Source organism: Kitasatospora terrestris, from assembly GCF_039542905.1.
Taxonomy (GTDB): Bacteria; Actinomycetota; Actinomycetes; order Streptomycetales; family Streptomycetaceae; genus Kitasatospora; species Kitasatospora terrestris.
Genome location: NZ_BAABIS010000001.1, coordinates 1587295 through 1606860, shown reverse-complemented (window position 1 = coordinate 1606860; position 19566 = coordinate 1587295). Strand labels below are relative to the sequence as shown.

Below are 19566 nucleotides of genomic sequence, written 5' to 3'. Positions count from 1 at the left end.
GGGCCGCCGACAGCCCCGGACAACGCGCGGGCGCGCGACGGCGTTTCGCGCCCGCCAGGCGGGTACGAGCGGCGGAGGCGGCGTGGGACTGCGGGACCGCCGGGGGAGTGGGAGGGAGTCGGGCATGACGCACCACAGCATCTTCGCAACGGCCGGGAGGTGGGGCCGGTGACGGTCGAACTCTTCCCGTCCTCCCTGCCGGTGGCCAGCGTGCTCGCCCGCAAGGAGAGCGGACGCGAATGGCTGGCCCGACTGCCCGCGCTGGTCGCCGAATTACGGGACCGCTGGCAGCTCGTGCTCAAGGAGCCCTACCACGGCGGAAGTTGCTCCTGGGTCGCACCCGCCCGGCTGCCCGACGGGCGCGACGCGGTGCTCAAGGTCGCCTGGCCGCACCGCGAGGCCGCCGGCGAGGCCGAGGCGTTGCGCCTGTGGGACGGCCGCGGCGCCGTCCGCCTGCTGCGCGAGGACGCCGCCAACTCCGCGATGCTGCTGGAACTCTGCGAACCCGGCGGCACCCTCGACGCCGCCCGCGGCATTCCCGCCGAACGCCGCCTGCTGGCCGGGGCCGAACTGCTGGACACCCTGTGGCGCACCCCCGTGCCGCCGCACACCGCCCTCGAACCGCTGGCCGTCGTCGCGGGCGAGCGGGCCGCCCTGGCCGAGCTGCGGATGGCCCGCCTGCGGTCCGCCACCGACGGCGGGCCGCACGGCGCCCAGCCGGTGGACGCCGGGCTCGACGGCGGTCTGGTGGCGTACGGGGTGCGGCTGATGCGCGAACTGCCCGCGAGCGCCGCCCGACAGGTCGTGCTGCACGGCGACTTCAATCCCGGCAACGTGGTGGCCGCCCGGCGCCGTCCCTGGCTCGCGATCGACGCCAAACCGCTGATCGGCGACCCGGCGTACGACCCGTGGCCGCTGATCGAGCAGGTCGACGACCCCTTCGACCACGGCTCCTCCTCCCGGGTCCTCGGGCGCCGGCTCGCGCTGGTCGCCGACACCCTCGGCGAGCAGCCGCAGCGGCTCGCCGCCTGGGCCGTCGCCCGCCGGGTCGAGACCGCCCTGCAGGCCGCCGCGCGCGGCGAACTCCCGGCCGCCCGCGCGATCCTGGGCGAGGCCCGGCTGCTCGCCGACCACAGCGAGCGGTGAGTCCGGCCGCGCCGGTCAGGGGAGGAGGTCGAGCCAGCGGGTGTACCAGGTGTGGAAGTCCGGGCCGGGGGTGAGGCCGGCCCACACCTGGTCGTCGTGCCAGACCTGGCCGGCGCACGGACCGTTCACCACCAGCCGGGCGTAGTCGCCACCGCCGTAGTCGGTGATCACCAGGGCGCCCGGCGGGCACAGCGTCTCGCGGGGCGGACGGGGCACGGCGGCACGGTACGGGAAGGGCGCGGCGAGGAAGCCGGGACGCAGGCAGTCCACGCGCTCGCCGTACAGCGCCTCCTCCTCGTCCTCCGGAAGCTGCTCGAGGCCGAGCACGCCGAAACCGGGCCCGGCGCCGCCGTCGCCGACCTCGATGAGGAAGGCCCGGTAGGACGGCGGGAGCCGCACGCCGTGGCGTTGCTCGAAGGCGCGCACCTCGGGCTCGCCCAGCGCGGGGCGGAGCACGTCCCCCAGGTGGCCCTCGCGGCCGCGGAAGCCGTCGGGGGCGCCCGCCGCCGCGCGGGCGGCGAGGGCGGCGTGGACGGCGGGGCCGTTCCAGTTGCTGGGCGAGGGATCCATCGCGGTGCGTGCTCCGGTCGGTGCTGGACGTCGTGGGGCCGATCCGGGTGGGCAGGCCCCCGGGCGGGGGTGGGGACAGCCACCCCCGGAGTCCGGGGGGCGGCCGGATGGGGCGGGCGGCGACAGGAGCCTAGCGTCGTCGGTATGACGATGCATGCGCACGGACTCCTCCGCTCGGTCACGGCAACTCTCGTGGCAGCGGCCGCGGTCGGCGTGCTGGCCGGGGTCTCCCCGGCCGCCGCCCACCGGCCCGACCGCGGCGAGGTCCTCTCGGTGGTCCCGGTCTCCGACCTGACCACGGCCCAGACCGCGGCGTTCGTCGGCGGGATGGGCGTCGACACCGCCGGGGTCGAGTACGGCGTGCGGGGCTACCGGATCACCTACCGCACCATCGCCCCCGACCGCACGCCCACCACCGCCACCGGCCTGCTGGTCCTGCCCAAGGACGGCCGGCACGGCCGCCTCGACCTGGTCGCCGACACCCACGGCACCATGGTCAACCGGGCCTACGCGCCCTCCGTGGGCGAGGACTTCGGCCGGCTCTCGCCCTACCTCCAGGCCTCCGCCGGCCGGGCCGTCGCCGCCCCCGACTACCTGGGCCTCGGCCAAGGGCCCGGCCGCCACCCCTACATGGACACCGCGTCCTCCGTATCCGCCTCGCTCGACCTGCTGCGCGCCGCCCGCACCGCCGCGCGCGGCCTCGGCCGCCCGCTGACCGGCGACGTCTACGCCACCGGCTTCTCCCAGGGCGGCCAGGTCGCCGCCGCCCTCGCGAAGGAGCTCGACCGCGGCGCCGACCGCGCCTTCCGCCTCAAGGCGCTGGCCCCGGTCTCCGGTCCGTACGACGTCGAGCACGCCGAGATGGCCGGACTGCTCGACGGCAGCGTCAACCCGATCAGCGGCGTCTTCTACCTGTCCTACTGGCTCACCGCGCAGAACCGCCTGCACCCCATCTACAAGGACCCGGCCGAGGTGTTCGAGCCGCCCTACGCGGCAGTGGTGGAAGGACTCTTCGACGGCGGGCACCAGGAGGAGGAGATCGTCGCCGCCCTGGCTCCCGACGTGCGGTCGCTGCTCACGCCCGCGTTCCACGAGCGGCTCGTCCACCCGGACGGCGCGCTGCTCGACGCGATCCGCAGCAATGACGGCACCTGCGACTGGAAGCCCCGGGTGCCCGTCCGGCTGTACACCGCCTCCGGCGACACCGACGTGGTGATCGCCAACTCTCGTTCCTGCGCGGCCCGGTTCGCCGCCCACGGGGTCCAGGTCCCGGTGGTCGACCAGGGCGCGACGGACCACTTCGGTGCCTTCCGGGCCTCCGGCCCGCAGGTCGTGGAGTTCTTCGACTCGGTCGCCCGCGGCAACCGCTAGCACCGCGGATCCCCGGCTCCTCACGGGGGTGGGAGCCGGGGATCCGGGTGGGGGCGTGTGCGGGCCTAGTTGACGTGGACGAGGGGGCTGCCGGGCTGGGTGGTGTCGGCGACCGGACCGTACGTCGCGGAGAAGTAGCCGTCGGCCGGGCAGAGACCCGAGCCGCCGCTCTTGGCGAAGTGGGCGTTGCTGAAGGACAGCGTGTGGTTGGCGTTGTCGGCGGCGCCGGTGAAGGCGCCGCTGAGCTGGTAGCTGCAGGTGAGGGTGCCGAACCAGCTGTTCAGCACCGCGGTCGCCTGCACCGCGCCGGCCGTGCCCGCCGTGATGGTGACCGGGTTGCCGGGGGTGTCGGCGACGCTGATCGCGTACGGCAGGTGGTCGACGGTGAGGCTCTTCACCGAGGTCACGCCGGTGACGTTGCTGGTGCAGGAGGAGAAGGTCTGCCCGGTGAGGGACTCGGTGGCGGTGCCGGGGGCGGCCGGGTTGGTCACCGCGCGGGCGGTGAACTGGGAGACCGCGCAGGTCACGCCGGTGGTGCTGGTGGCGGAGGAGTAGAAGGTGGCGCGGGCGCCGGCGGCGAGCGGGGCGCTGAGCACGTCGCCGGGGGCGACGGCCGTGCCGCCGGCGCCGCCGGTGGTGAGCACGCTGGTGGCGGCCAGGCCGGTGGGGGCGGTCGGGCCGGTGGGGGCGGCGGCCGAGGCGGGGACGGCGCCGAGGACGAGCGGGGCGACGGCGGCGGACAGGGCGAGGGCACGGCGCAGGCGCATGGGAAAGCCTCTTTCTCGGTGAGGGTGGACGAGAAGGTGAACTTTCGCTGCTCCCCGGCGAGCTGGGGCGCTCGGGAAGGGCTCTGCTTTCGGTTGTAGGTCAGTGGCGGTACACCGTCAAGGTGTTCCGCGAGACTTGCTGACAAGGTGTCAGCAATGGGCCCGGCTCAGTGCCGGGAGAGCCGGCGCGTACGCGCACACCGCCCCCGCCGCGGCCCGGGACCGCTCACGAGGCGCTGCCGTACTTCGCCGCGTACTCGCGGGCCAGCCCCAGCAGTCCGGACTCCATCCACTCCGCGGCGACCAGCGTCTCGGCCAGCCGCGTGCGGTCGAGCGTCGCCGCGTGGAACAGGGTGCCGACGGTCACCGCGTGCGCGGGCCGGTGCACGACCGCGATCGGGTCGCCCGCGCGGACCTCGCCCTCCTCGAGCACCCGCAGCAGCGCGCCCGGCCGCCCGGCCCGGGTGAAGCGCTTGACCCAGCCCTGCTCGGCCAGGAAGCCCTGGAACGTCCGGCACGGGATCCGGCCGCCGGTCACCTCGACCAGTACGCCGCCGACCTGCCAGCGTTCGCCGATCAGCGCGTTGGTGACGTCCACGCCCTCGGTGGTGAGGTTCTCGCCGAAGGAGCCGGCGGCGAAGGCGCGGCCCGCCTCGTCCTCCCAGAAGTCCAGGTCCTCGCGGGCGTAGGCGTACGCGGCCCGGTCGGGCCCGCCGTGGAAGCGCAGGTCGCAGACGTCGTCCCCGGCGACCCCGCTCGCCCCGACCCCCTTCGGGCCGGGCCGGGACAGCCGCACCGGACCGTCGACGGGCCGCTTGTCGACACCCGTGGTGCCCGACGGGGCGTCGGTGTACTCGACCGGGACGGCCTTGCCGACGTTCACGCTCAGCAGCTTCATGGGCCACACCGTACTCGACCCGTCCGCCCCCGCCCCGGCCCGGGCTCAGCCCTCCGGCGGCCGGACGGCGTCGCGCAGGGCGCGCGGCGCGACCAGGCAGTACGCGTCGACCAGCAGGTCCTCGACCTGCGGCCAGTCCACGGCCGGGACGTCCAGGTACACGCCGACCCAGCCGCGGTGGCCGACGTACGGCGGCCGGAAGTAGCGCTCGGGCCCGGTGGCGACCAGGTGCTCCTGCACACCCGCCGGGGCGGCCGCCCAGATCGCCACCCGGTCGTCGTGGTGGTGGTCGGCGCCCATGGCGAAGAGCTTCTTGCCGCGGACGAACCAGCCGGGTTCGCCGTGGCTCGGCCGCTCCTCCACCTCCGGCAGCCCGAGGCAGACCGCCCGGACCCGCTCCACCCCGTCCACCGTCACCGCTCCCCTCCGCACCCGGTACCCGCCATCCGCCACGGCCATCCTGCCACCGCCCGGCCGCCCCTGACCGGCGCGACGCACCACCCCGCCGCGGGTCGGCGGCGGACCTCAGCGGTCGGCCGCCCGCGCCGCCCGCGCAGCCAGTTCGGCGCCGGCCGCGTGCAGCCAGCGGGCCGGGTCGGTGCGGGCGGCGTGCGCGGAGCCGGCCAGCGCGGTGAGGGTGAGCGCCGCACCGGGTTCGGCGGACTCGCCCGCGACCACGGCCGCCCGCACTCCGTGCCGGCCGGCCCGGGTCAGGACCTCGCCGACCGCCTTGCCGCGCAGGCTGGTCGCGTCGAACCGGCCCTCCCCGGTCACCACCAGGTCCGCCCCGGCGAGCGCGGCGTCCAGGCCGAGCAGGTCGGCCACGGCGGCCGCCCCGGGCGCGATCGCCGCACCCCAGGCCGCCGCCAGCCCGTACCCGGTGCCGCCGGCCGCGCCCGCGCCCGGCTGCTCGGGATCGCCGCCGAGCAGGTCGGCGAGCCGGGCCAGGCCGCGGTCGAGCAGGTCGACCTGCGCCGGATCGGCGCCCTTCTGCGGACCGTAGACGGCCGCTGCGCCGTCCGGCCCGAGCAGCGGGTTGGTGACGTCGGTGAGCAGCAGGACGCCGCCCGCCGGAGCGGGCCGCAGGGCGCCCCGGTCGACGCGGGCCGCGGCGGTGAGGGAGGAGCCGCCGTCCGGCAGGTCGCGGCCGTCGGCGTCGGTGAGGCGCAGGCCGAGCGCGCTCAGCAACCCGGCGCCGCCGTCGGTGGACGCGGATCCGCCGAGGGTGACGATCAGCCGGCGGGCGCCGGCGTCGAGCGCGGCGGCGACCGTCTCGCCGGTGCCCCGGGTGGTGGCGGTGAGCGGCGCGGGCCGGGCCATCAGCGGCAGCCCGCTGGCGACGGCCAGTTCGACCAGTGCGGTGCCGTCCGGCAGCAGCGCGTACCGGCCGGTGACCGGTCGGCCGTCCGGCCCGGTGCAGCCCGGCACCTCGTGCAGGACGGCGCCGGGCGTGGCCGCCGCGACGGCGGCGAGGGTGCCCTCGCCGCCGTCGGCCATCGGACGCGCCAGCAGCTCGTCGCCCGGCCGGACGGAACGCCAGCCGTCGGCGAGGGCGCGCGCGGCGTCCGGGGCGTCGATGGTGCCCTTGAACGAGTCCGGGGCGAGCACCACTCTCATCGGCGGACCACGTGGGCGAGGTGTCGGCTCTTCATGGTCTCCAGGGTCTCGCGTCCGGGGGCGTCCCACACCCGCTGGTTGAAGATCTCCACCTCCACCCAGCCGTCGTACCCGGCCCCGGCGACCAGGTCGGTGAGCCGGCCGAAGTCGATGTGGCCGTCGCCCACGTGCCCGCGGCCGAGCAACGGGTCGGCGGGCAGCGGCAGCGTCCAGTCGCAGACCTGGTACGCGGCGATCCGGCCGCCGGCGCCGGCGCGGGCGATCTGCGCGGCCAACTCCGGATCCCACCAGACGTGGTAGCTGTCCACCACAACGCCGACCCGGTCCGCCGGATGCGGCTCGGCGAGGTCCAGGGCCTGGCCGAGGGTGGAGACCACCGCGCGGTCCGCGCAGAACATCGGGTGCAGCGGCTCGATCGCCAGCCGGACGCCGAAGTCACCCGCGTGCGGTGCGAGTTCACCGATCAGGTCGGCCACCTGTGCGCGGGCCCCGACCAGGTCTCGGCTGCCCTCCGGCAGACCGCCGACGACCAGCACCAGGGTGTCGGTGCCCAGTTCGGCCGCCTCCTCGATCGCCTGCAGGTTGTCGGCGAGCGCGGCCCGCCGGGCCGCCGGGCCGGCGGCGGTCAGGAAACCGCCCCGGCACAGGCTGCTGACCGCAAGGCCCGCGTCCCGGCACAGCTTCGCCGACCGGGCCAGGCCGGTCTCGGCGACCTTGTCCCGCCACAGCCCGATCGCCGGGACGCCGGCTTCCGCACAGCCCCGGACGGCCTCCGGCAGCGACCAGCCCTTGGTGCTGATCTGGTTCAGCGACAGCCGGTCCTCGTACGTGGGAAGGGAGTTCACGCCGCCACCCCCGCCAGCGCGAGGTACTTCCGCATCCGGTCCACCGCCAGCTCCGGATCGGGGAGCACCCCGGCCGCGTCCGCCAGCCGGAACAGCTCCACCAGGTGCGGCACCGAGCGGCCGCTCTGCGCGCCCGCCACCATGGTGAAGTGCTCCTGGTGCCCGGCCAGCCAGGCCAGGAAGACGATGCCGGTCTTGTAGTGGAAGGTCGGCGCCGCGAACAGGTGCCGGGCCAGCGGCAGGGTCGGCGCGAACAGCTCTTCGTAGCGTTCGAGTTCGCCCGCGTCCAGGGCGTGCAGCGCGGCCGCCGCGACGCCCGCGATCGGGTCGAACACGCCCAACAGGGCGTCGCTGTAGCCCAGTTCGTCACCCCGGATCAGCTCCGGGTAGTGGAAGTCGTCGCCGGTGTACAGCCGCACCCCCGCGGGCAGTGCCCGGCGCAGCGCCACCTCCCGGTCCGCGTCCAGCAGCGAGACCTTGATGCCGTCGATCCGCTCCGCGTGGTCCTTGATCAGGGTCAGCACCGTGTCGGTCGCGAGGTCCAGGTCCGCCGACCCCCAGTAGCCCGCCAGCGCCGGGTCGAACATCTCGCCCAGCCAGTGCAGCACCACCGGCCGCTCGGCCTCCGCGATCAGCTCGCCGTACACCCGCAGGTAGTCCTCCGGGCCGCGGGCCGTCGCGGCCAGCGCCCGGCTCGCCATCAGGATCGGCTGCGCCCCGGCCGCCTGCACCACGGCCAGCTGTTCGCGGTACGCGCCCAGCACCCGGTCGAGGCCACTCGCCGGGCCGGTCAGCTGGTCGGTGCCGACGCCGCAGGCCAGCCGACCGCCGACGGCGCGGGCCTCCGCGCCGGAACGGGTGATCAGCTCGCGGGTCGCAGCCCAGTCCAGGCCCATGCCGCGCTGCGCGGTGTCCATCGCGTCCGCGACGCCCAGGCCCAGTGCCCACAGGTGGTGCCGGAAGGCGAGGGTGGCGTCCCAGTCGACGACCGCCGGCGCGCCCGGGGCGTTGGCGCCGAGCGGATCGGCGACCACGTGCGCCGCCGCGAAGGCGGTCCGGGAGGTCGGCGGGCGGTGGGCGGGGGAGAGGGCGGCGGGTTCCCGGAGGGTGAGCCGGCCGCTGCCGGGGAGGGTGATCGAGGGCATCATCGTGCTTTCCGTCGGTCGGTCGGGTCGGCCGCGCGGCGGCCGGGTCGGCAGGTGGTCGGTCGGGTCGGCTACGGGGCAGCCGGGTGGCCGGTCGGGTCGGGCGGGTGGTCGGCCGGGCTCAGAGGGTCAGCTCGGGGACGTCCAGGCGGCGGCCCTCGCGGGCCGAGCGCAGGCCCAACTCGGCGAGCTGCACGCCCTTGGCGCCCTCCAGCAGGTCCCAGCGGTACGGCGCGTCGCTGACCACGTGCCGCAGGAACAGCTCCCACTGCACCTTGAAGCCGTTGTCGAACTCGCCGTTGTCCGGCACCTGCTGCCACTGCGCGCGGAACGGCTCGGTGGCCGGCAGGTCCGGGTTCCACACCGGCTTCGGGGTCGAGGCCCGGTGCTGGATCCGGCAGTTGCGCAGACCCGCCACCGCGCTGCCCTCGGTCCCGTCGACCTGGAACTCGACCAACTCGTCGCGGTCCACCCGCACCGCCCAGGAGGAGTTGATCTGCGCGGTGATCCCGCCCTCCAGCTCGAACACGCCGTACGCCGCGTCGTCGGCGGTCGCCGCGTAGGGCTCGCCCCGCTCGTCGACCCGCTGCGGGATGTGCGTCGCCGCGTGCGCGTACACCGAGCGGACCGGCGCGACGATCCCGTCCAGCACGTACCGCCAGTGCGGGAACATGTCGAGGATCATGCCGCCGCCGTCCTCGGCCCGGTAGTTCCACGAGGGGCGCTGCGCGTCCTGCCAGTCGCCCTCGAACACCCAGTAGCCGAACTCGCCGCGCACGGACAGGATCCGGCCGAAGAAGCCGCCGTCGACCAGGCGCTTGAGCTTCAGCAGGCCCGGGAGGAAGAGCTTGTCCTGGACGGCGCCGCTGCGCACCCCGGCCTCGCGGGCCAGCCGGGCCAGCTCCAGCGCGCCCTCCAGCGACTCGGCGGTGGGCTTCTCGGTGTAGACGTGCTTGCCGGCGGCGATCGCCGCCTTGATCGCCTGCTCACGGGCCGGGGTGACCTGGGAGTCGAAGTAGATCTCGGCGAGCGGGTGGGCGAGGGCCTCGTCGAGCGAGGTGGTCCAGTGGGTCAGGCCGTGGCGGTCGGCCAGCTCCTTGAGCTTGTCGGCGCTGCGGCCGACCAGGATCGGCTCCGGCCAGAGCGTCCCGCCGCCGTCCAGCGGGAGGCCGCCCTGCTCGCGGATGGCGAGGATCGAGCGCACCAGGTGCTGGCGGTAGCCCATCCGGCCGGTGACGCCGTTCATCACGATGCCGATCACCCTGCGGGTCATGGGGCTGGTTCCTTCCGTCGGTCCTTGGAAAACTAGGGTGGAAAGCGCTTTCCACAACTGAGGCTAAGGCCCTCGCCGGGCCGGGTCAAGGCCCCCGAGCAGGGCGGTACGCTCGGGCGGTACGCATTCCGGGACGGAAGGAGCACCACCCGTGGCGGTCACCCTCGGCGACGTCGCCCGGCACGCGGGCGTCTCGCTCGCCACGGCCTCGCGCGTCCTCAACGGCTCCGCCCGGACCGTCACCGAAGAGCTCTCCGCCAAGGTCCGCGCCAGCGCCGACGCCCTCGGCTACCTCCCCAACGCCCCCGCGCAGGCCCTCGCCCGCGCCACCGGCGCCACCATCGGCGTCCTCCTCCACGACGTCGCCGACCCCTACTTCGGCGCCATCGCCCGCGGCGTCGGCGACGCCGCCGCCCGTGCCGGCCTGCTCTCCCTCGTCACCAGCACCGACGGCGACCCCGAGCGCGAACTCCACGCCATCCGGATGCTGCACGCCCAGCGCGTCCGCGCCATCGTCCTGGCCGGCTCCGGCTACACCGACCCCGATGCCGGACGCCGCATCGACGAGGCCCTCGCCGCCTACCGCGACCAGGGCGGCATCGTCACCGCCATCACCGACCACGGGCCCGGGTACGGCACCGTGCTCCCCGACAACCGGGGCGGCGCGGCCGAGTTGACGACCGCCCTGCTCGGCCTCGGGCACCGGCGGATCGCCGTCGTGACCGGACCGGAGCGGATGCGGGTCGCGCAGGAGCGCCTGGAGGGGGTGCTGGAAGCCGCCGCCGCGGCTGGGCTCGGCGGGGAGGAAGTCCTGGTCGAGAGGGCCGAGTTCACCCGCGACGGCGGTCGCGCGGCGGTCGCGCGGATCCTCGACCGGGCGGACCGGGCGGACCGGGCGGGCGGGGCGGGTGTCCGTCCGAGCGTGGTCGTCGCGCTGTCCGACATCTGCGCGGCGGGCGTCCTCGCCGAGCTGCGCGAGCGCGGCATCGCGGTGCCCGAGGAGATCTCGGTGGCCGGCTTCGACGACATCCCGCTCGCCACCGACCTGGCGCCCGCGCTCAGCACCGTCCGCCTGCCGCTCGCCGACATGGGCGCCGAGGCCGTCCGCCTCGCCCTCGACCCCGCCGCCGGATCCGGCGATGGTCGGCAGGTCCTGGTCGCCGCCGAGGTCGTGCTCCGGGCCAGCACCGCGCAGGCACCGTAAGGGAGTTCGGCCAGAGGCGCGGGCCTAGCTGTCGGCGTAGCCGCCGGCCTCCCAGACCATCGCGCGGAACTCCGGCAGGGTGAGCGCCCGGGACTCCCGGCCCCGCTCGGCGCGGAAGTGGACGCAGCCGCAGCGCCGGCAGTACCAGCCCTGGGACCAGAGCCGCTCGGCGTTCTCACGGCCCGCGAGGAGCCGCCGGCGGTCCGAGCTGAGCACGCTCGCGCGGAGCAGGACGACGACCGCGGCCACCAGCGCCAGACCCGAGATCCAGCCGAGGAAGGCGTAGTCCGGGCGCGTCGACTCCACGATCGGCCAGGAGCCGTACAGGGACGGGGCGCCGACCGGGTCGTGGCTGAACCAGTGGCCGGCGGCGGCGCCCCAGATGAAGCTCACGACGGACACCACCATCAGGAAGACCCCGGCTGCGAGGGTGCCCTGGGTGGGCTCGACCAAGGACTTCGGCACCGGCGAGAGCGCCCACGACAGTGAGGTGGTGACGGAGCGCGTGACCGTCTGTTCGGGTTCCCCCGAGCGGGCCGGCGTGGTGACGCGGACGCTGTCCCGTCCGGCGTGGTAGACGGCCGGTACGCCCGTCACCTGGTCCGACAACCCGCACTGGGGGCACGGCTGCAGGACGGGCGGTACGGTGTCTTCGAACCCTGACATGGAGCCCCCCGGAAGTGTTCCACCACTCGGTCGCTCCATGCTGGCAGACCCTCCCGCACCGGCAGGAGGGACTTGAGCGAAGCCTGAGGATCAGGCCGCGGGGGCGCCCGCCGCGCCGACGCAGGCCTCGTTGCCCTCGGGGTCGGAGAGGATCCACAGGCCCGGGGCGTCGGTGTCGTCCAGCAGGCGTCCGCCGGCGGCGAGGGCGGCGGCGATCCGGGCCTCGGCCCGGTCGTACGGCAGCCAGAGGTCGACGTGGACCCGGTTGCGCTGCGGGCGGGGCTCATCCATCTGCTGGAAGAAGAACGGGCCGCCGCGGCGCCGCGGGTCGACCAGGTCCTCCGGGCTGCCGGCCCGGTCCGTGTAGCCGAGCAGGGCGCTCCAGAACGCCACGACCGCGGGCATGTCGAGCGCGTCCAGGGTGACCTGGACCGTCTGCACGCCGGACGGGTCGGGTGTCAGCCCGTGCGCGGCGGCGAGCGCGGAGATCCGGCGGGCGAGGTCGACGATCTCCTCAGTCAGGCCGAAGAAGGTGTCGGTGAGCGTGATCAGCCGGACGGTGACGCCGTCGGACCGCAGGTCGACATCGGGGGAGGTGCCGGCGGGGCCGGTGAGGTCGAGGCCCGCGAGCGCGTGGACGAAGCGGGCGCCCGCCGCGAAGCCGTCGGTGCGGAAGTGCGCGCAGGCGCCGTCGCCGAGCACGCGCCAGTCCTCGGTGCCGCCGGCCCGGTGGAAGGCGAGCGGCCGGATGCGCTGGACGGCGGCGGTCTGCTGAGGGTCGGTCATCCGTGCACGGTAGCGGACGGCACCGACAACCCCGGCGGTCAGGTGGCGAGCAGGCGCCAGGTGGTGAGGGCGAGGCGGGCGCGGGTCAGCCCGGTGGGGTCGGTGAGGTCGAGGCCGAGCGTGCGGCCGATCTGGTCGATGCGGCGGGCGATGCTGCTGTGGTGGAGGTGGAGCTGCTCGGCGGCACGGCGGAGCGAGCCGGTGGCGCAGTAGGCGTCCAGGGTGTCGAGGTCGTCGGGGCAGGTCGCGAGGCGGGTGACGGCGGCGACGTCGGGGTTGGCGCGGGCGGTGTCCGGCGGGATCTCGGCGAGCAGCGCGAGGGCGCCCAACTCGCTGTGCTCGACGACTGGTCGGCGTTCGGTCGTGAAGCGGAGCGCGGTGCGCGCCCGGCGCCAGGCGAGGTCGGGGCTGCCTGCCGTTCCGAGGCCGGCGCGGACACCGGCCGGGAAACCGGCCGGGTCGACGGCGGTGGCGAGCAGGACGCCGGTGTCGGCGAGCGACGCGGCCTTCACCGGCCGGCCCGGGCAGATCAGCGCGCCGATCCGGGCGAGGGACAGCGGCGGCCGGTCGGCGGCGGGGTCCGGGTCGGACGGCGCCGCGCCCGACGGCCGGTGGGGGCCGGCGTCGGCGGCCGGGGCCGGGAGCCGGACGGCGGCGACGTGGACCGGCCGGTCGGCGGGGAAGCCGAGCAGGCGCAGCGCACGGGCGCGGGCGGTGTCCTCGGTGTCGGCGCTGACGGCGAGTTCGACGAGTGCGGGGTCGGCCATCGTGGTGCGGGCCGGGCCGTACCGTTCGACGGTGGCCGCGACGGCGAGGGCGAGCCGGTCGAGGACGACGTCGTCGAGCTGGCCGGGCGGGCCCGGGCGTTCGAGCCAGACGGTGCCCAGCTGCTCCTCGTCGAGGGTGATCGCCGCGCTGCTGGACGGCGCGGGCGCCGGCCCGGCGGCGGGGGTGCCGTCGGGCGCGGAGCGGATGTCCCGGCCGGTGCCGTGCAGGCGGATGCCGGCGGTGCACTCGGCGAGTCCGGCGGTGGCGCGGGCGAGCGCCGCGAGGTCGACCCGGTGGCGCATCAGCGTGTCGTAGAACGCGACGACGCGGATCGCGCCGCCCACGTACGGGTCGAGTCCGGACAGTCGTACGGCCAGTGCCTCCATGCAAGCAGCGTAGAAGGAGCGGGCGGTCGGCGGGTGCGCCGAACGGCGCGGCCGCGGCGGCGGATGCGCGACGTCCGGCGGACGACGGGCCGGGGGCGGCCCCGCAGGATGGTGGCCATGGACCCCGAACTCGAAGCATTCGTCCCGTTCCTGCCGCACACCGACCTCTCCGACCCGGTCACCGCGCGCGAGGTGTTCGCCGAACGCGCCGCCGCCCGGCCCGTACCCGACCTGAGCGACCTGGAGATCGAGGACCGCACCGTGCCCGCCGACCCGGACGTGCCGGTGCGGATCTACCGTCCGCACGGTGCCCGCGGCGCCGTGGTGTGGATGCACGGCGGCGGCTTCGTCTTCGGCGACGTGGAGACGGAACATCCGTGGGCCGCCCGGCTCGCCCAGGGCTCCGGCGCCGTCGTGGTGTCGGTCGGCTACCGCCGGGCGCCCGAGAACCCGTACCCCGCCGCCCTGGACGACGTGTACGCCGTCCTCGGCTGGCTCGCCGGGCACGCCGCCGACCTGGGCATCGACCCGGACCGGATCGCGGTCGGCGGCCACAGCGCCGGCGCCAACCTGGCCGCCGGGACGGCGCTGCGCGCCCGTGACCAGCAGGGCCCGGCGATCCGCTTCCAGCTCCTCAACGAGCCCGGCCTGGACGACCGGCAGGACACCTGGTCGCAGCGGAACTTCACCGACACCCCGTGGCAGAACCGCGAGAAGGTCACCCTCGCCTGGCGCCACTACCTCGCGGGCCGCTCCGCCACGCCGTACGCGGCTCCGGCCCGCGAGGAGGACCTGTCCGGTCTGCCGCCCGCCTACCTCGCGGCGGCCGAGTTCGACCCGCTGCGGGACGAGATCATCGGCTACGCGCTGCGCCTGCTCCGGGCGGGCGTCCCGGTCGAACTGCACCAGTGGCCGGGGACGTTCCACGGCTCGCAGGCGATCATGTCGGCGGCGGTCTCGCAGCGGCAGATCGCCGAGCTCTGTGCCGCCCTGCGCCGCGCCGTCACGGACTGACGTCACGGACTGGCGGTGTGGCGCAGGGCGGCGCGGCACCTCCCGCGGCTCCGGGAGGTCAGCGGACGAAGGCGCGGCGGGCCCGCCAGGTGGTGTGCTCGCGGGAAATGCTCTCCTCGGCGTCGGCCGACAGCTTGGCCCAGCTCTCCTCCGCGTCCGAGGAGTTGAGGTCCAGGGTGGAGAGCCGGCCGGAGATGATCAGCAGTTCACTGGCGGCCAGCAGGTAGGCGGTGGCCAGCGGACGCAGCTGCTGGAGCTGGGTCCAGGCGATCACCGCGGTCGCCGCGGCGGCGAAGGCGGCGAAGACCGGGACGGGCAGGGCGGTGGCCGCGTCGGCGATCGCGGCGGCGGTGCCCAGGATCGTCAGCGCGCCGACCACCAGGCTCCAGTAGGCGGACTGGGACTCGCACGCTTCGGCCCGGGCCCGGTACCAGACCCGCTGCTCGTCCACCCTGGCGCTCAGGTAGCGGGCGCGGCGGGTGGCCAGCGGGGCGCCCCGCAGCTCGCGCATGCCGTCGCTGACCCCGGGCTGAGTCCCGGGCGGGATGGTGTCCGGGTTCTGATCGAGCAGGTGCTCGATGTGTGCGACGTGCTGCAGGTAGCGCTCCTCCGCCTCCGCCGAGTCGGCTGGGCCTTCGAACGGGTGGGCGCGCACCGCGTACTTCCAGGCCAGCGTCTTGAACGACTCGGCGGCGGCCCGGGCCTCGTGCCAGCGGGCCTGGGGATTGGCGCTGCGCAGCCGGAACCAGAACCAGCCGGCGCCGAGGAAGGCGGCGGCGGCGAGCAGCGGGGTGCCGCGCCAGGGCACGGAGCCGATCACGGCGGCCGCGACCAGCAGCAGGAGCTGCCAGCGGTACCAGCGGACGGCCAACTGCCGTCCCTGCAACGAGACCTGGTCGGCCGCCCAGTACTGCTCGGGCAGGATCCGCGTCTCGTCGTCGGGTGAGTTCTCTCGCACCATCGGCTGTGGCCCCCTCCACTCCGGCGCTTCCGACGCAGTCTTCCCCCGCCGGGCCGGCCGCGAACCCCGGAGCGGCACTGAACTCCCTTCCCCCGGCGGTGCGGTGGAACGGGCCGCCCGCGGGGTGGGGGTCCCGCGGGCGGCCGGTGGGTGGGGGTCAGGCGAGCTGCCAGGTCTGGAGGGCGGAGCCGGTTGCGGTCTGCTGGGTGACCGCGGCGCCGTCGGTGGTGGAGGCGGTGGTGAGGAGCAGGGTGCTCTTCTTGTTGGTGACGGTGTAGCCGTTGCCGGTGGAGGCGAGCTGCCAGTGCTGGCTGTCGCTGCCGGTGCAGGTGGCCTGGACGACGGCGGCTCCGGCGGTGGTGGAGCCGGCGGCGACGTCGGCGCAGAGGTGGGAGGCGCCGTTGGTGAGGGTGTAGCTGCCGTCGGTGTTGAGGGCGAGCTGCCACTGCTGGTTGGGCCCGCCGTGCGGGGTCCAGGTGATCAGCTGGGTGCCGGAGGTGGTGGTGGAGGCGGGGTCGTCGAGCGCCTTGCCGCTTGCGGTGAGGGTGTGGGTGCCGCTGAGTCCGCCGCCCGCGTAGACCTCGAACTCGTAGAGGGAGTAGCCGTAGGTGGTGCCGCGCTTGGTGCCGTACATCCGGATGTAGCGGCCGGAGCCGGTGAGACCGGTGAGGTCCTGGGTGCCGCCGGTGCCGGTGGTGGTGGAGTAGATGGTGCGCCAGGTGGTGGCGTCGTCGGAGAGCTGGATCTGGAAGGCCTTGGCGTAGGCGGCTTCCCAGCGGAGCACGACCCGGCCGACGGTCTGGGTGGAGCCGAGGTCGACCTGGATCCACTGCGGGTCGCTGTAGGCGCTGGACCAGCGGGTGGCGCCGTCGCCGTCGGTGGCGGAGGTGGCGGGGAAGTTCGGTGTCTCGGTGCTGGAGGCAGTGGTGGGCTTGTTGCGGGCGAGGTTGCCGGGCTGGGAGAGCCCGGGCCAGGCCGGGTTGTGGCCGACGGCGGTGACGATCGGGGTGAACGCGGCGTAGGTGGTGGCGGGCTTGGGGGAGCCCCAGGTCTGCTGGGCGAGGCCGCGCAGGGGGTACATGATGCCGGCGGCTATCTGGTCCTCGGTCTCGGCGGTCGGGTTGTCGCACCAGACGTGGATCAGTGAGCCGGTGTTCTTCGTCCCGTCGGTGAGGGTGTTGCCGCCCTGGAAGAGGTCCGGGGTCCAGGTCTCGTACATCCACTTGGTGTCGGGCTTGGCGCCGCCGAGCACGTAGTAGGTGGGTGTCCAGGAGTCGTTGGCGACGGTGTGCCCGGCGTTCACCAACTGCTGGGGCGTAAGGCCGTAGTTGTACCAGTACTCGACCAGGATGTCGGCGTTGGGCGTGACGGTGCCGTCGCCGGCCTTGATGCCGTCGTTCCACATCCGGGTGGTCTTGCCGGCCGCCCGGACCAGTGCGTCGGACCAGTTGACGAAGCCGTAGTAGGTGTCCTTGGCGGTGGCGTTCGCCCCGTAGGTGGCCCGGGCGTAGGTGAGGAGCTGCGGGTACTGGTTGTAGTCCGTGACGTACTCGTCGGCGCCGATGTGCCAGTACGGCGCGGGGAAGAGCGGCAGGTACTCGTTGACCAGGTCCTTGATCAGCGCGTACGTGCCGGGCAGTGAGAGGTCGATGAACTCGGCGCTGGCGGTGCCGGAGCTGTTCTTCAGCTTGAGCTCGGGGTGGGCGGCCAGGACCGCGTTCATGTGCCCGGGGGTGTCGATCTCCGGGACGATGGTGACGTGGTACTTCTGCCCGAGCGCGACCAGGTCGGCGATGTCCTGCTTGGAGTAGTGGTCGGCGGAGACGACCTCGGGGTGGGTGGAGCTCTCCAGGCGGAAGCCGAAGGTGTCGGAGAGGTGGAAGTGGAAGTAGTTGAGCTTGAGGTAGGCCAGCTCCTTGATGTGCTGCTTCACCCAGTCGACGGTGAAGAACTTCCGGCCCTGGTCGATCATCAGGCCGCGCTCGGCCTTGGTCGGTTGGTCCACGGCCGTACCGGCCGGCACGGTGGCGGACTGGTGCAGCAGTTGGAGGACGGTGCGGGTGCCGTAGAAGGCACCGGTGTCGGTGGCCGCACTGATCGCGATGCTCGCACCGACGGTCATCCGGTAGCCCTCGGCGGGCAGTGAGCCGTCGCCGAGGGTGAGGGCGATGTCCCCGGCGGTGGCGGTTCCGGTGACCACGCTCACCGTTCGGCCCTCCAGAGCGCCCAGGTCGTCGGCTAAGGTGGCGGCCTCGTCGGCGAGTTGGGCGCCGTAGGCGGGGTCGACGACGACCCGGCTGCTCGTGGTGAAGGTGTACGAGCCGGTGCCGGCCGTCCACTGGCGCAGGGCGGGAACGGTCTGCGGCGCACCGGTCGCGGCCCCCGCCGGTGGCGCGGCGAGCGCGGGCAGCAGCAGGGCGGCCGCGGTGCAGAGGGTGGCGAGCAGCAGTCTGAACAGGCGCATGGATGCCCCTGGGTGTGTGAGGGAGGGGGAGTGGCCGCCCCCGTTGGTATGGACCTGTCACTGAATCGGCAGAACTGCGCACCAGTGCAGCTCAGTTGGAGGTGCGTGTCAATAGGTGCTCGCGAAAGCCGGTATTCGAGCAGGATCGAGCGCGCCCGATTGTCCGCTGTTGCGGAAAATAGGTCTGGACCATTGCATAAATAGGTATAGACCACTCAATGGTTTCGAGTGGAATGCGACTGCCGGACGGGGTTCCGACCTCGGGATTCCGTAAGTAAAGGTTCCTGACAGTCGGTCATTTCACAAGCTCCATTTAAGGTCTAGACCTATTGACAGGTCTGGACCACTGGAGTTGAGTACACCGCGGGTTCCCTGCCCGTCCTGCCCTGCCCTGCCCGCCCTTTCCCCCACAAGGAGTGGCACATGAACAAGCAGAAGACCGCCGCGCTGCTGTCCGGAGCGCTCGCCGCCGCCGGCCTGGCGGTCATGGTGCCCAGCACCTCGACCGCGGCCGCGGCCTGCGCGGCGCCGTACGCGGCGTCGCAGGTGTACACCGGCGGCATGTCCGCCTCGTACAACGGCCACAACTGGAACGCCAAGTGGTGGACCCAGGGCGAGACCCCGAGTACCGGCGGCTCCGGTGTCTGGGCCGACCAGGGTGCCTGTGGCGGGGGCGGCACCACGCCGAGCCCGAGCGGCACGACGCAGGCCTGCAACCACCCGGTGTGGGTGGCCGGCACCAACTACACCACCGGCTCGATCGTGAAGTACGCGCCCAACGGCCAGTACTACATCGCCACCCACGACAACCCGGGCTACGACCCGACCATCTCCACCTGGTACTGGAGCCCGTACACCTGCACCGGCACGGGCACGCCCAGCCCCAGCCCGAGCACCACCACCCCCAACCCGAGCGGGTTCGTGGTCTCCGAGGCCCAGTTCAACCAGATGTTCCCGAACCGGAACTCCTTCTACACGTACTCCGGCCTGGTCGCGGCCCTGAGCGCCTACCCGGCGTTCGCCAACACCGGCTCGGACACGGTGAAGAAGCAGGAGGCCGCGGCGTTCCTCGCCAACGTCAACCACGAGACCGGCGGGCTGGTCTACATCGTCGAGCAGAACACCGCCAACTACCCGCACTACTGCGACACCTCGCAGCCGTACGGGTGCCCGGCCGGCCAGGCCGCGTACTACGGGCGCGGCCCGATCCAGCTCAGCTGGAACTTCAACTACAAGGCTGCCGGCGACGCGCTCGGCATCAACCTGCTGAACAACCCGAACCTGGTGCAGACCGACGCCGCCGTCGCCTGGAAGACCGGCATCTGGTACTGGATGACCCAGAACGGACCCGGCACCATGACCCCGCACAACGCGATGGTCAACGGCGCGGGCTTCGGCGAGACCATCCGCTCCATCAACGGCTCGATCGAGTGCAACGGCGGCAACCCCGCCCAGGTGCAGAGCCGGATCAACTCCTACACCTCCTTCACCTCCATCCTCGGCGTCCCCACCGGGTCCAACCTGAGCTGCTGACCGACGGACGCAGTCGGATCAGCCCCTCGCCGCGCCCACCTCGCCCACCCGCCCAGCAGTCGGCGGGCGAGGTGGGCGCGGCCTTTCCATTTGCTGCCGGATCCGGTGCAACCCCGCCTGCGTCCCGTGCGTGGGACGGGTGGATGCAGGGG

At 74.2% G+C, this 19566-nt stretch carries 18 protein-coding genes; 5 read left to right on the top strand and 13 right to left on the bottom strand.

The genetic code is table 11. The features are described 5' to 3' along the window. The first annotated feature begins 168 nt into the window (after window positions 1-168). The gene (locus tag ABEB06_RS07440) at window positions 169-1146 is read left to right on the top strand and encodes an aminoglycoside phosphotransferase family protein (RefSeq protein WP_345696004.1); all 978 of its coding nucleotides are present in this window, start codon (window positions 169-171) and stop codon (window positions 1144-1146) included. A 15-nt stretch (window positions 1147-1161) separates the two neighbouring features. On the opposite strand, the gene ABEB06_RS07435 is transcribed toward ABEB06_RS07440, so the two are convergent. After that, on the bottom strand, window positions 1162-1716 hold the full coding sequence (locus ABEB06_RS07435; protein ID WP_345696003.1) for an SMI1/KNR4 family protein: 555 nt from the start codon (window positions 1714-1716) through the stop codon (window positions 1162-1164). A gap of 144 nt (window positions 1717-1860) precedes the next feature. Between ABEB06_RS07435 and ABEB06_RS07430 the strand changes: the two genes are divergently transcribed. Continuing rightward, window positions 1861-3087, top strand: coding sequence for an alpha/beta hydrolase family protein (locus ABEB06_RS07430; protein WP_345696002.1), 1227 nt, complete (start codon window positions 1861-1863; stop codon window positions 3085-3087). 65 nt (window positions 3088-3152) lie between these two features. Here ABEB06_RS07430 and ABEB06_RS07425 read toward each other — a convergent pair whose 3' ends face one another. From ABEB06_RS07425 to ABEB06_RS07395, 7 genes are all read right to left on the bottom strand, one after another. Further along, window positions 3153-3854 carry a Tat pathway signal sequence domain protein gene (locus tag ABEB06_RS07425; protein ID WP_345696001.1) on the bottom strand — a complete coding sequence of 234 codons (702 nt, stop codon included), beginning with the start codon at window positions 3852-3854 and terminating at the stop codon, window positions 3153-3155. Between the two features lie 226 nt (window positions 3855-4080). Next, window positions 4081-4752: an MOSC domain-containing protein gene (locus tag ABEB06_RS07420; protein ID WP_345696000.1), complete on the bottom strand. Its 672-nt coding sequence runs from the start codon at window positions 4750-4752 to the stop codon at window positions 4081-4083. A 45-nt stretch (window positions 4753-4797) separates the two neighbouring features. After that, a complete protein-coding gene (locus ABEB06_RS07415; protein WP_345695999.1) occupies window positions 4798-5211 on the bottom strand; it encodes an MmcQ/YjbR family DNA-binding protein in 414 nt (137 codons plus the stop codon). 66 nt (window positions 5212-5277) lie between these two features. Then, the gene (locus tag ABEB06_RS07410; protein WP_345695998.1) at window positions 5278-6369 is read right to left on the bottom strand and encodes a glycerate kinase; all 1092 of its coding nucleotides are present in this window, start codon (window positions 6367-6369) and stop codon (window positions 5278-5280) included. Further along, window positions 6366-7214: a sugar phosphate isomerase/epimerase family protein gene (locus ABEB06_RS07405; RefSeq protein ID WP_345695997.1), complete on the bottom strand. Its 849-nt coding sequence runs from the start codon at window positions 7212-7214 to the stop codon at window positions 6366-6368. Before ABEB06_RS07405 ends, ABEB06_RS07410 begins: the two co-directional genes overlap by 4 nt. Then, a complete protein-coding gene (locus ABEB06_RS07400; RefSeq protein ID WP_345695996.1) occupies window positions 7211-8362 on the bottom strand; it encodes a dihydrodipicolinate synthase family protein in 1152 nt (383 codons plus the stop codon). Before ABEB06_RS07400 ends, ABEB06_RS07405 begins: the two co-directional genes overlap by 4 nt. A 118-nt stretch (window positions 8363-8480) precedes the next feature. Beyond that, window positions 8481-9632: a Gfo/Idh/MocA family protein gene (locus tag ABEB06_RS07395; protein ID WP_345695995.1), complete on the bottom strand. Its 1152-nt coding sequence runs from the start codon at window positions 9630-9632 to the stop codon at window positions 8481-8483. A gap of 151 nt (window positions 9633-9783) precedes the next feature. Here ABEB06_RS07395 and ABEB06_RS07390 point away from each other — a divergent pair, with 151 nt between their 5' ends. After that, complete coding sequence (locus ABEB06_RS07390) at window positions 9784-10836, top strand: LacI family DNA-binding transcriptional regulator (RefSeq protein WP_345695994.1); 1053 nt, start codon at window positions 9784-9786, stop codon at window positions 10834-10836. Between the two features lie 24 nt (window positions 10837-10860). Here ABEB06_RS07390 and ABEB06_RS07385 read toward each other — a convergent pair whose 3' ends face one another. From ABEB06_RS07385 to ABEB06_RS07375, 3 genes are all read right to left on the bottom strand, one after another. Beyond that, window positions 10861-11502: a hypothetical protein gene (locus ABEB06_RS07385; protein WP_345695993.1), complete on the bottom strand. Its 642-nt coding sequence runs from the start codon at window positions 11500-11502 to the stop codon at window positions 10861-10863. Window positions 11503-11592: 90 nt separating this feature from the next. Next, on the bottom strand, window positions 11593-12288 hold the full coding sequence (locus ABEB06_RS07380) for a VOC family protein (protein ID WP_345695992.1): 696 nt from the start codon (window positions 12286-12288) through the stop codon (window positions 11593-11595). A gap of 38 nt (window positions 12289-12326) precedes the next feature. Next, window positions 12327-13442 (bottom strand): PucR family transcriptional regulator, encoded by a 1116-nt coding sequence (locus tag ABEB06_RS07375; RefSeq protein WP_345695991.1) that lies wholly within the window; start codon window positions 13440-13442, stop codon window positions 12327-12329. Window positions 13443-13559: 117 nt separating this feature from the next. Between ABEB06_RS07375 and ABEB06_RS07370 the strand changes: the two genes are divergently transcribed. Then, window positions 13560-14456 carry an alpha/beta hydrolase gene (locus ABEB06_RS07370; protein ID WP_345695990.1) on the top strand — a complete coding sequence of 299 codons (897 nt, stop codon included), beginning with the start codon at window positions 13560-13562 and terminating at the stop codon, window positions 14454-14456. A gap of 58 nt (window positions 14457-14514) precedes the next feature. Here ABEB06_RS07370 and ABEB06_RS07365 read toward each other — a convergent pair whose 3' ends face one another. Then, on the bottom strand, window positions 14515-15417 hold the full coding sequence (locus ABEB06_RS07365) for a DUF4231 domain-containing protein (RefSeq protein ID WP_345695989.1): 903 nt from the start codon (window positions 15415-15417) through the stop codon (window positions 14515-14517). 157 nt (window positions 15418-15574) lie between these two features. Continuing rightward, entirely contained in the window at window positions 15575-17881 is a 2307-nt protein-coding gene (locus ABEB06_RS07360; RefSeq protein ID WP_345695988.1) for a family 20 glycosylhydrolase, read from the bottom strand. 423 nt (window positions 17882-18304) lie between these two features. Here ABEB06_RS07360 and ABEB06_RS07355 point away from each other — a divergent pair, with 423 nt between their 5' ends. Further along, window positions 18305-19414, top strand: a complete 1110-nt coding sequence (locus ABEB06_RS07355; protein WP_345695987.1) for a glycoside hydrolase family 19 protein — start codon at window positions 18305-18307, stop codon at window positions 19412-19414. The last annotated feature ends 152 nt before the right edge of the window (window positions 19415-19566 follow it).

Bases quoted from the DNA above. Each gene is read 5' to 3' on its own strand.
- ABEB06_RS07430 (WP_345696002.1), top strand. From the start codon at position 1,861: ATGACGATGCATGCGCACGGACTCCTCCGCTCGGTCACGGCAACTCTC.
- ABEB06_RS07415 (WP_345695999.1), bottom strand. From the start codon at position 5,211: ATGGCCGTGGCGGATGGCGGGTACCGGGTGCGGAGGGGAGCGGTGACG.
- ABEB06_RS07395 (WP_345695995.1), bottom strand. From the start codon at position 9,632: ATGACCCGCAGGGTGATCGGCATCGTGATGAACGGCGTCACCGGCCGG.
- ABEB06_RS07435 (WP_345696003.1), bottom strand. From the start codon at position 1,716: ATGGATCCCTCGCCCAGCAACTGGAACGGCCCCGCCGTCCACGCCGCC.
- ABEB06_RS07420 (WP_345696000.1), bottom strand. From the start codon at position 4,752: ATGAAGCTGCTGAGCGTGAACGTCGGCAAGGCCGTCCCGGTCGAGTAC.
- ABEB06_RS07365 (WP_345695989.1), bottom strand. From the start codon at position 15,417: ATGGTGCGAGAGAACTCACCCGACGACGAGACGCGGATCCTGCCCGAG.
- ABEB06_RS07385 (WP_345695993.1), bottom strand. From the start codon at position 11,502: ATGTCAGGGTTCGAAGACACCGTACCGCCCGTCCTGCAGCCGTGCCCC.
- ABEB06_RS07425 (WP_345696001.1), bottom strand. From the start codon at position 3,854: ATGCGCCTGCGCCGTGCCCTCGCCCTGTCCGCCGCCGTCGCCCCGCTC.
- ABEB06_RS07360 (WP_345695988.1), bottom strand. From the start codon at position 17,881: ATGCGCCTGTTCAGACTGCTGCTCGCCACCCTCTGCACCGCGGCCGCC.
- ABEB06_RS07400 (WP_345695996.1), bottom strand. From the start codon at position 8,362: ATGATGCCCTCGATCACCCTCCCCGGCAGCGGCCGGCTCACCCTCCGG.
- ABEB06_RS07410 (WP_345695998.1), bottom strand. From the start codon at position 6,369: ATGAGAGTGGTGCTCGCCCCGGACTCGTTCAAGGGCACCATCGACGCC.
- ABEB06_RS07380 (WP_345695992.1), bottom strand. From the start codon at position 12,288: ATGACCGACCCTCAGCAGACCGCCGCCGTCCAGCGCATCCGGCCGCTC.
- ABEB06_RS07370 (WP_345695990.1), top strand. From the start codon at position 13,560: ATGGACCCCGAACTCGAAGCATTCGTCCCGTTCCTGCCGCACACCGAC.
- ABEB06_RS07375 (WP_345695991.1), bottom strand. From the start codon at position 13,442: ATGGAGGCACTGGCCGTACGACTGTCCGGACTCGACCCGTACGTGGGC.
- ABEB06_RS07355 (WP_345695987.1), top strand. From the start codon at position 18,305: ATGAACAAGCAGAAGACCGCCGCGCTGCTGTCCGGAGCGCTCGCCGCC.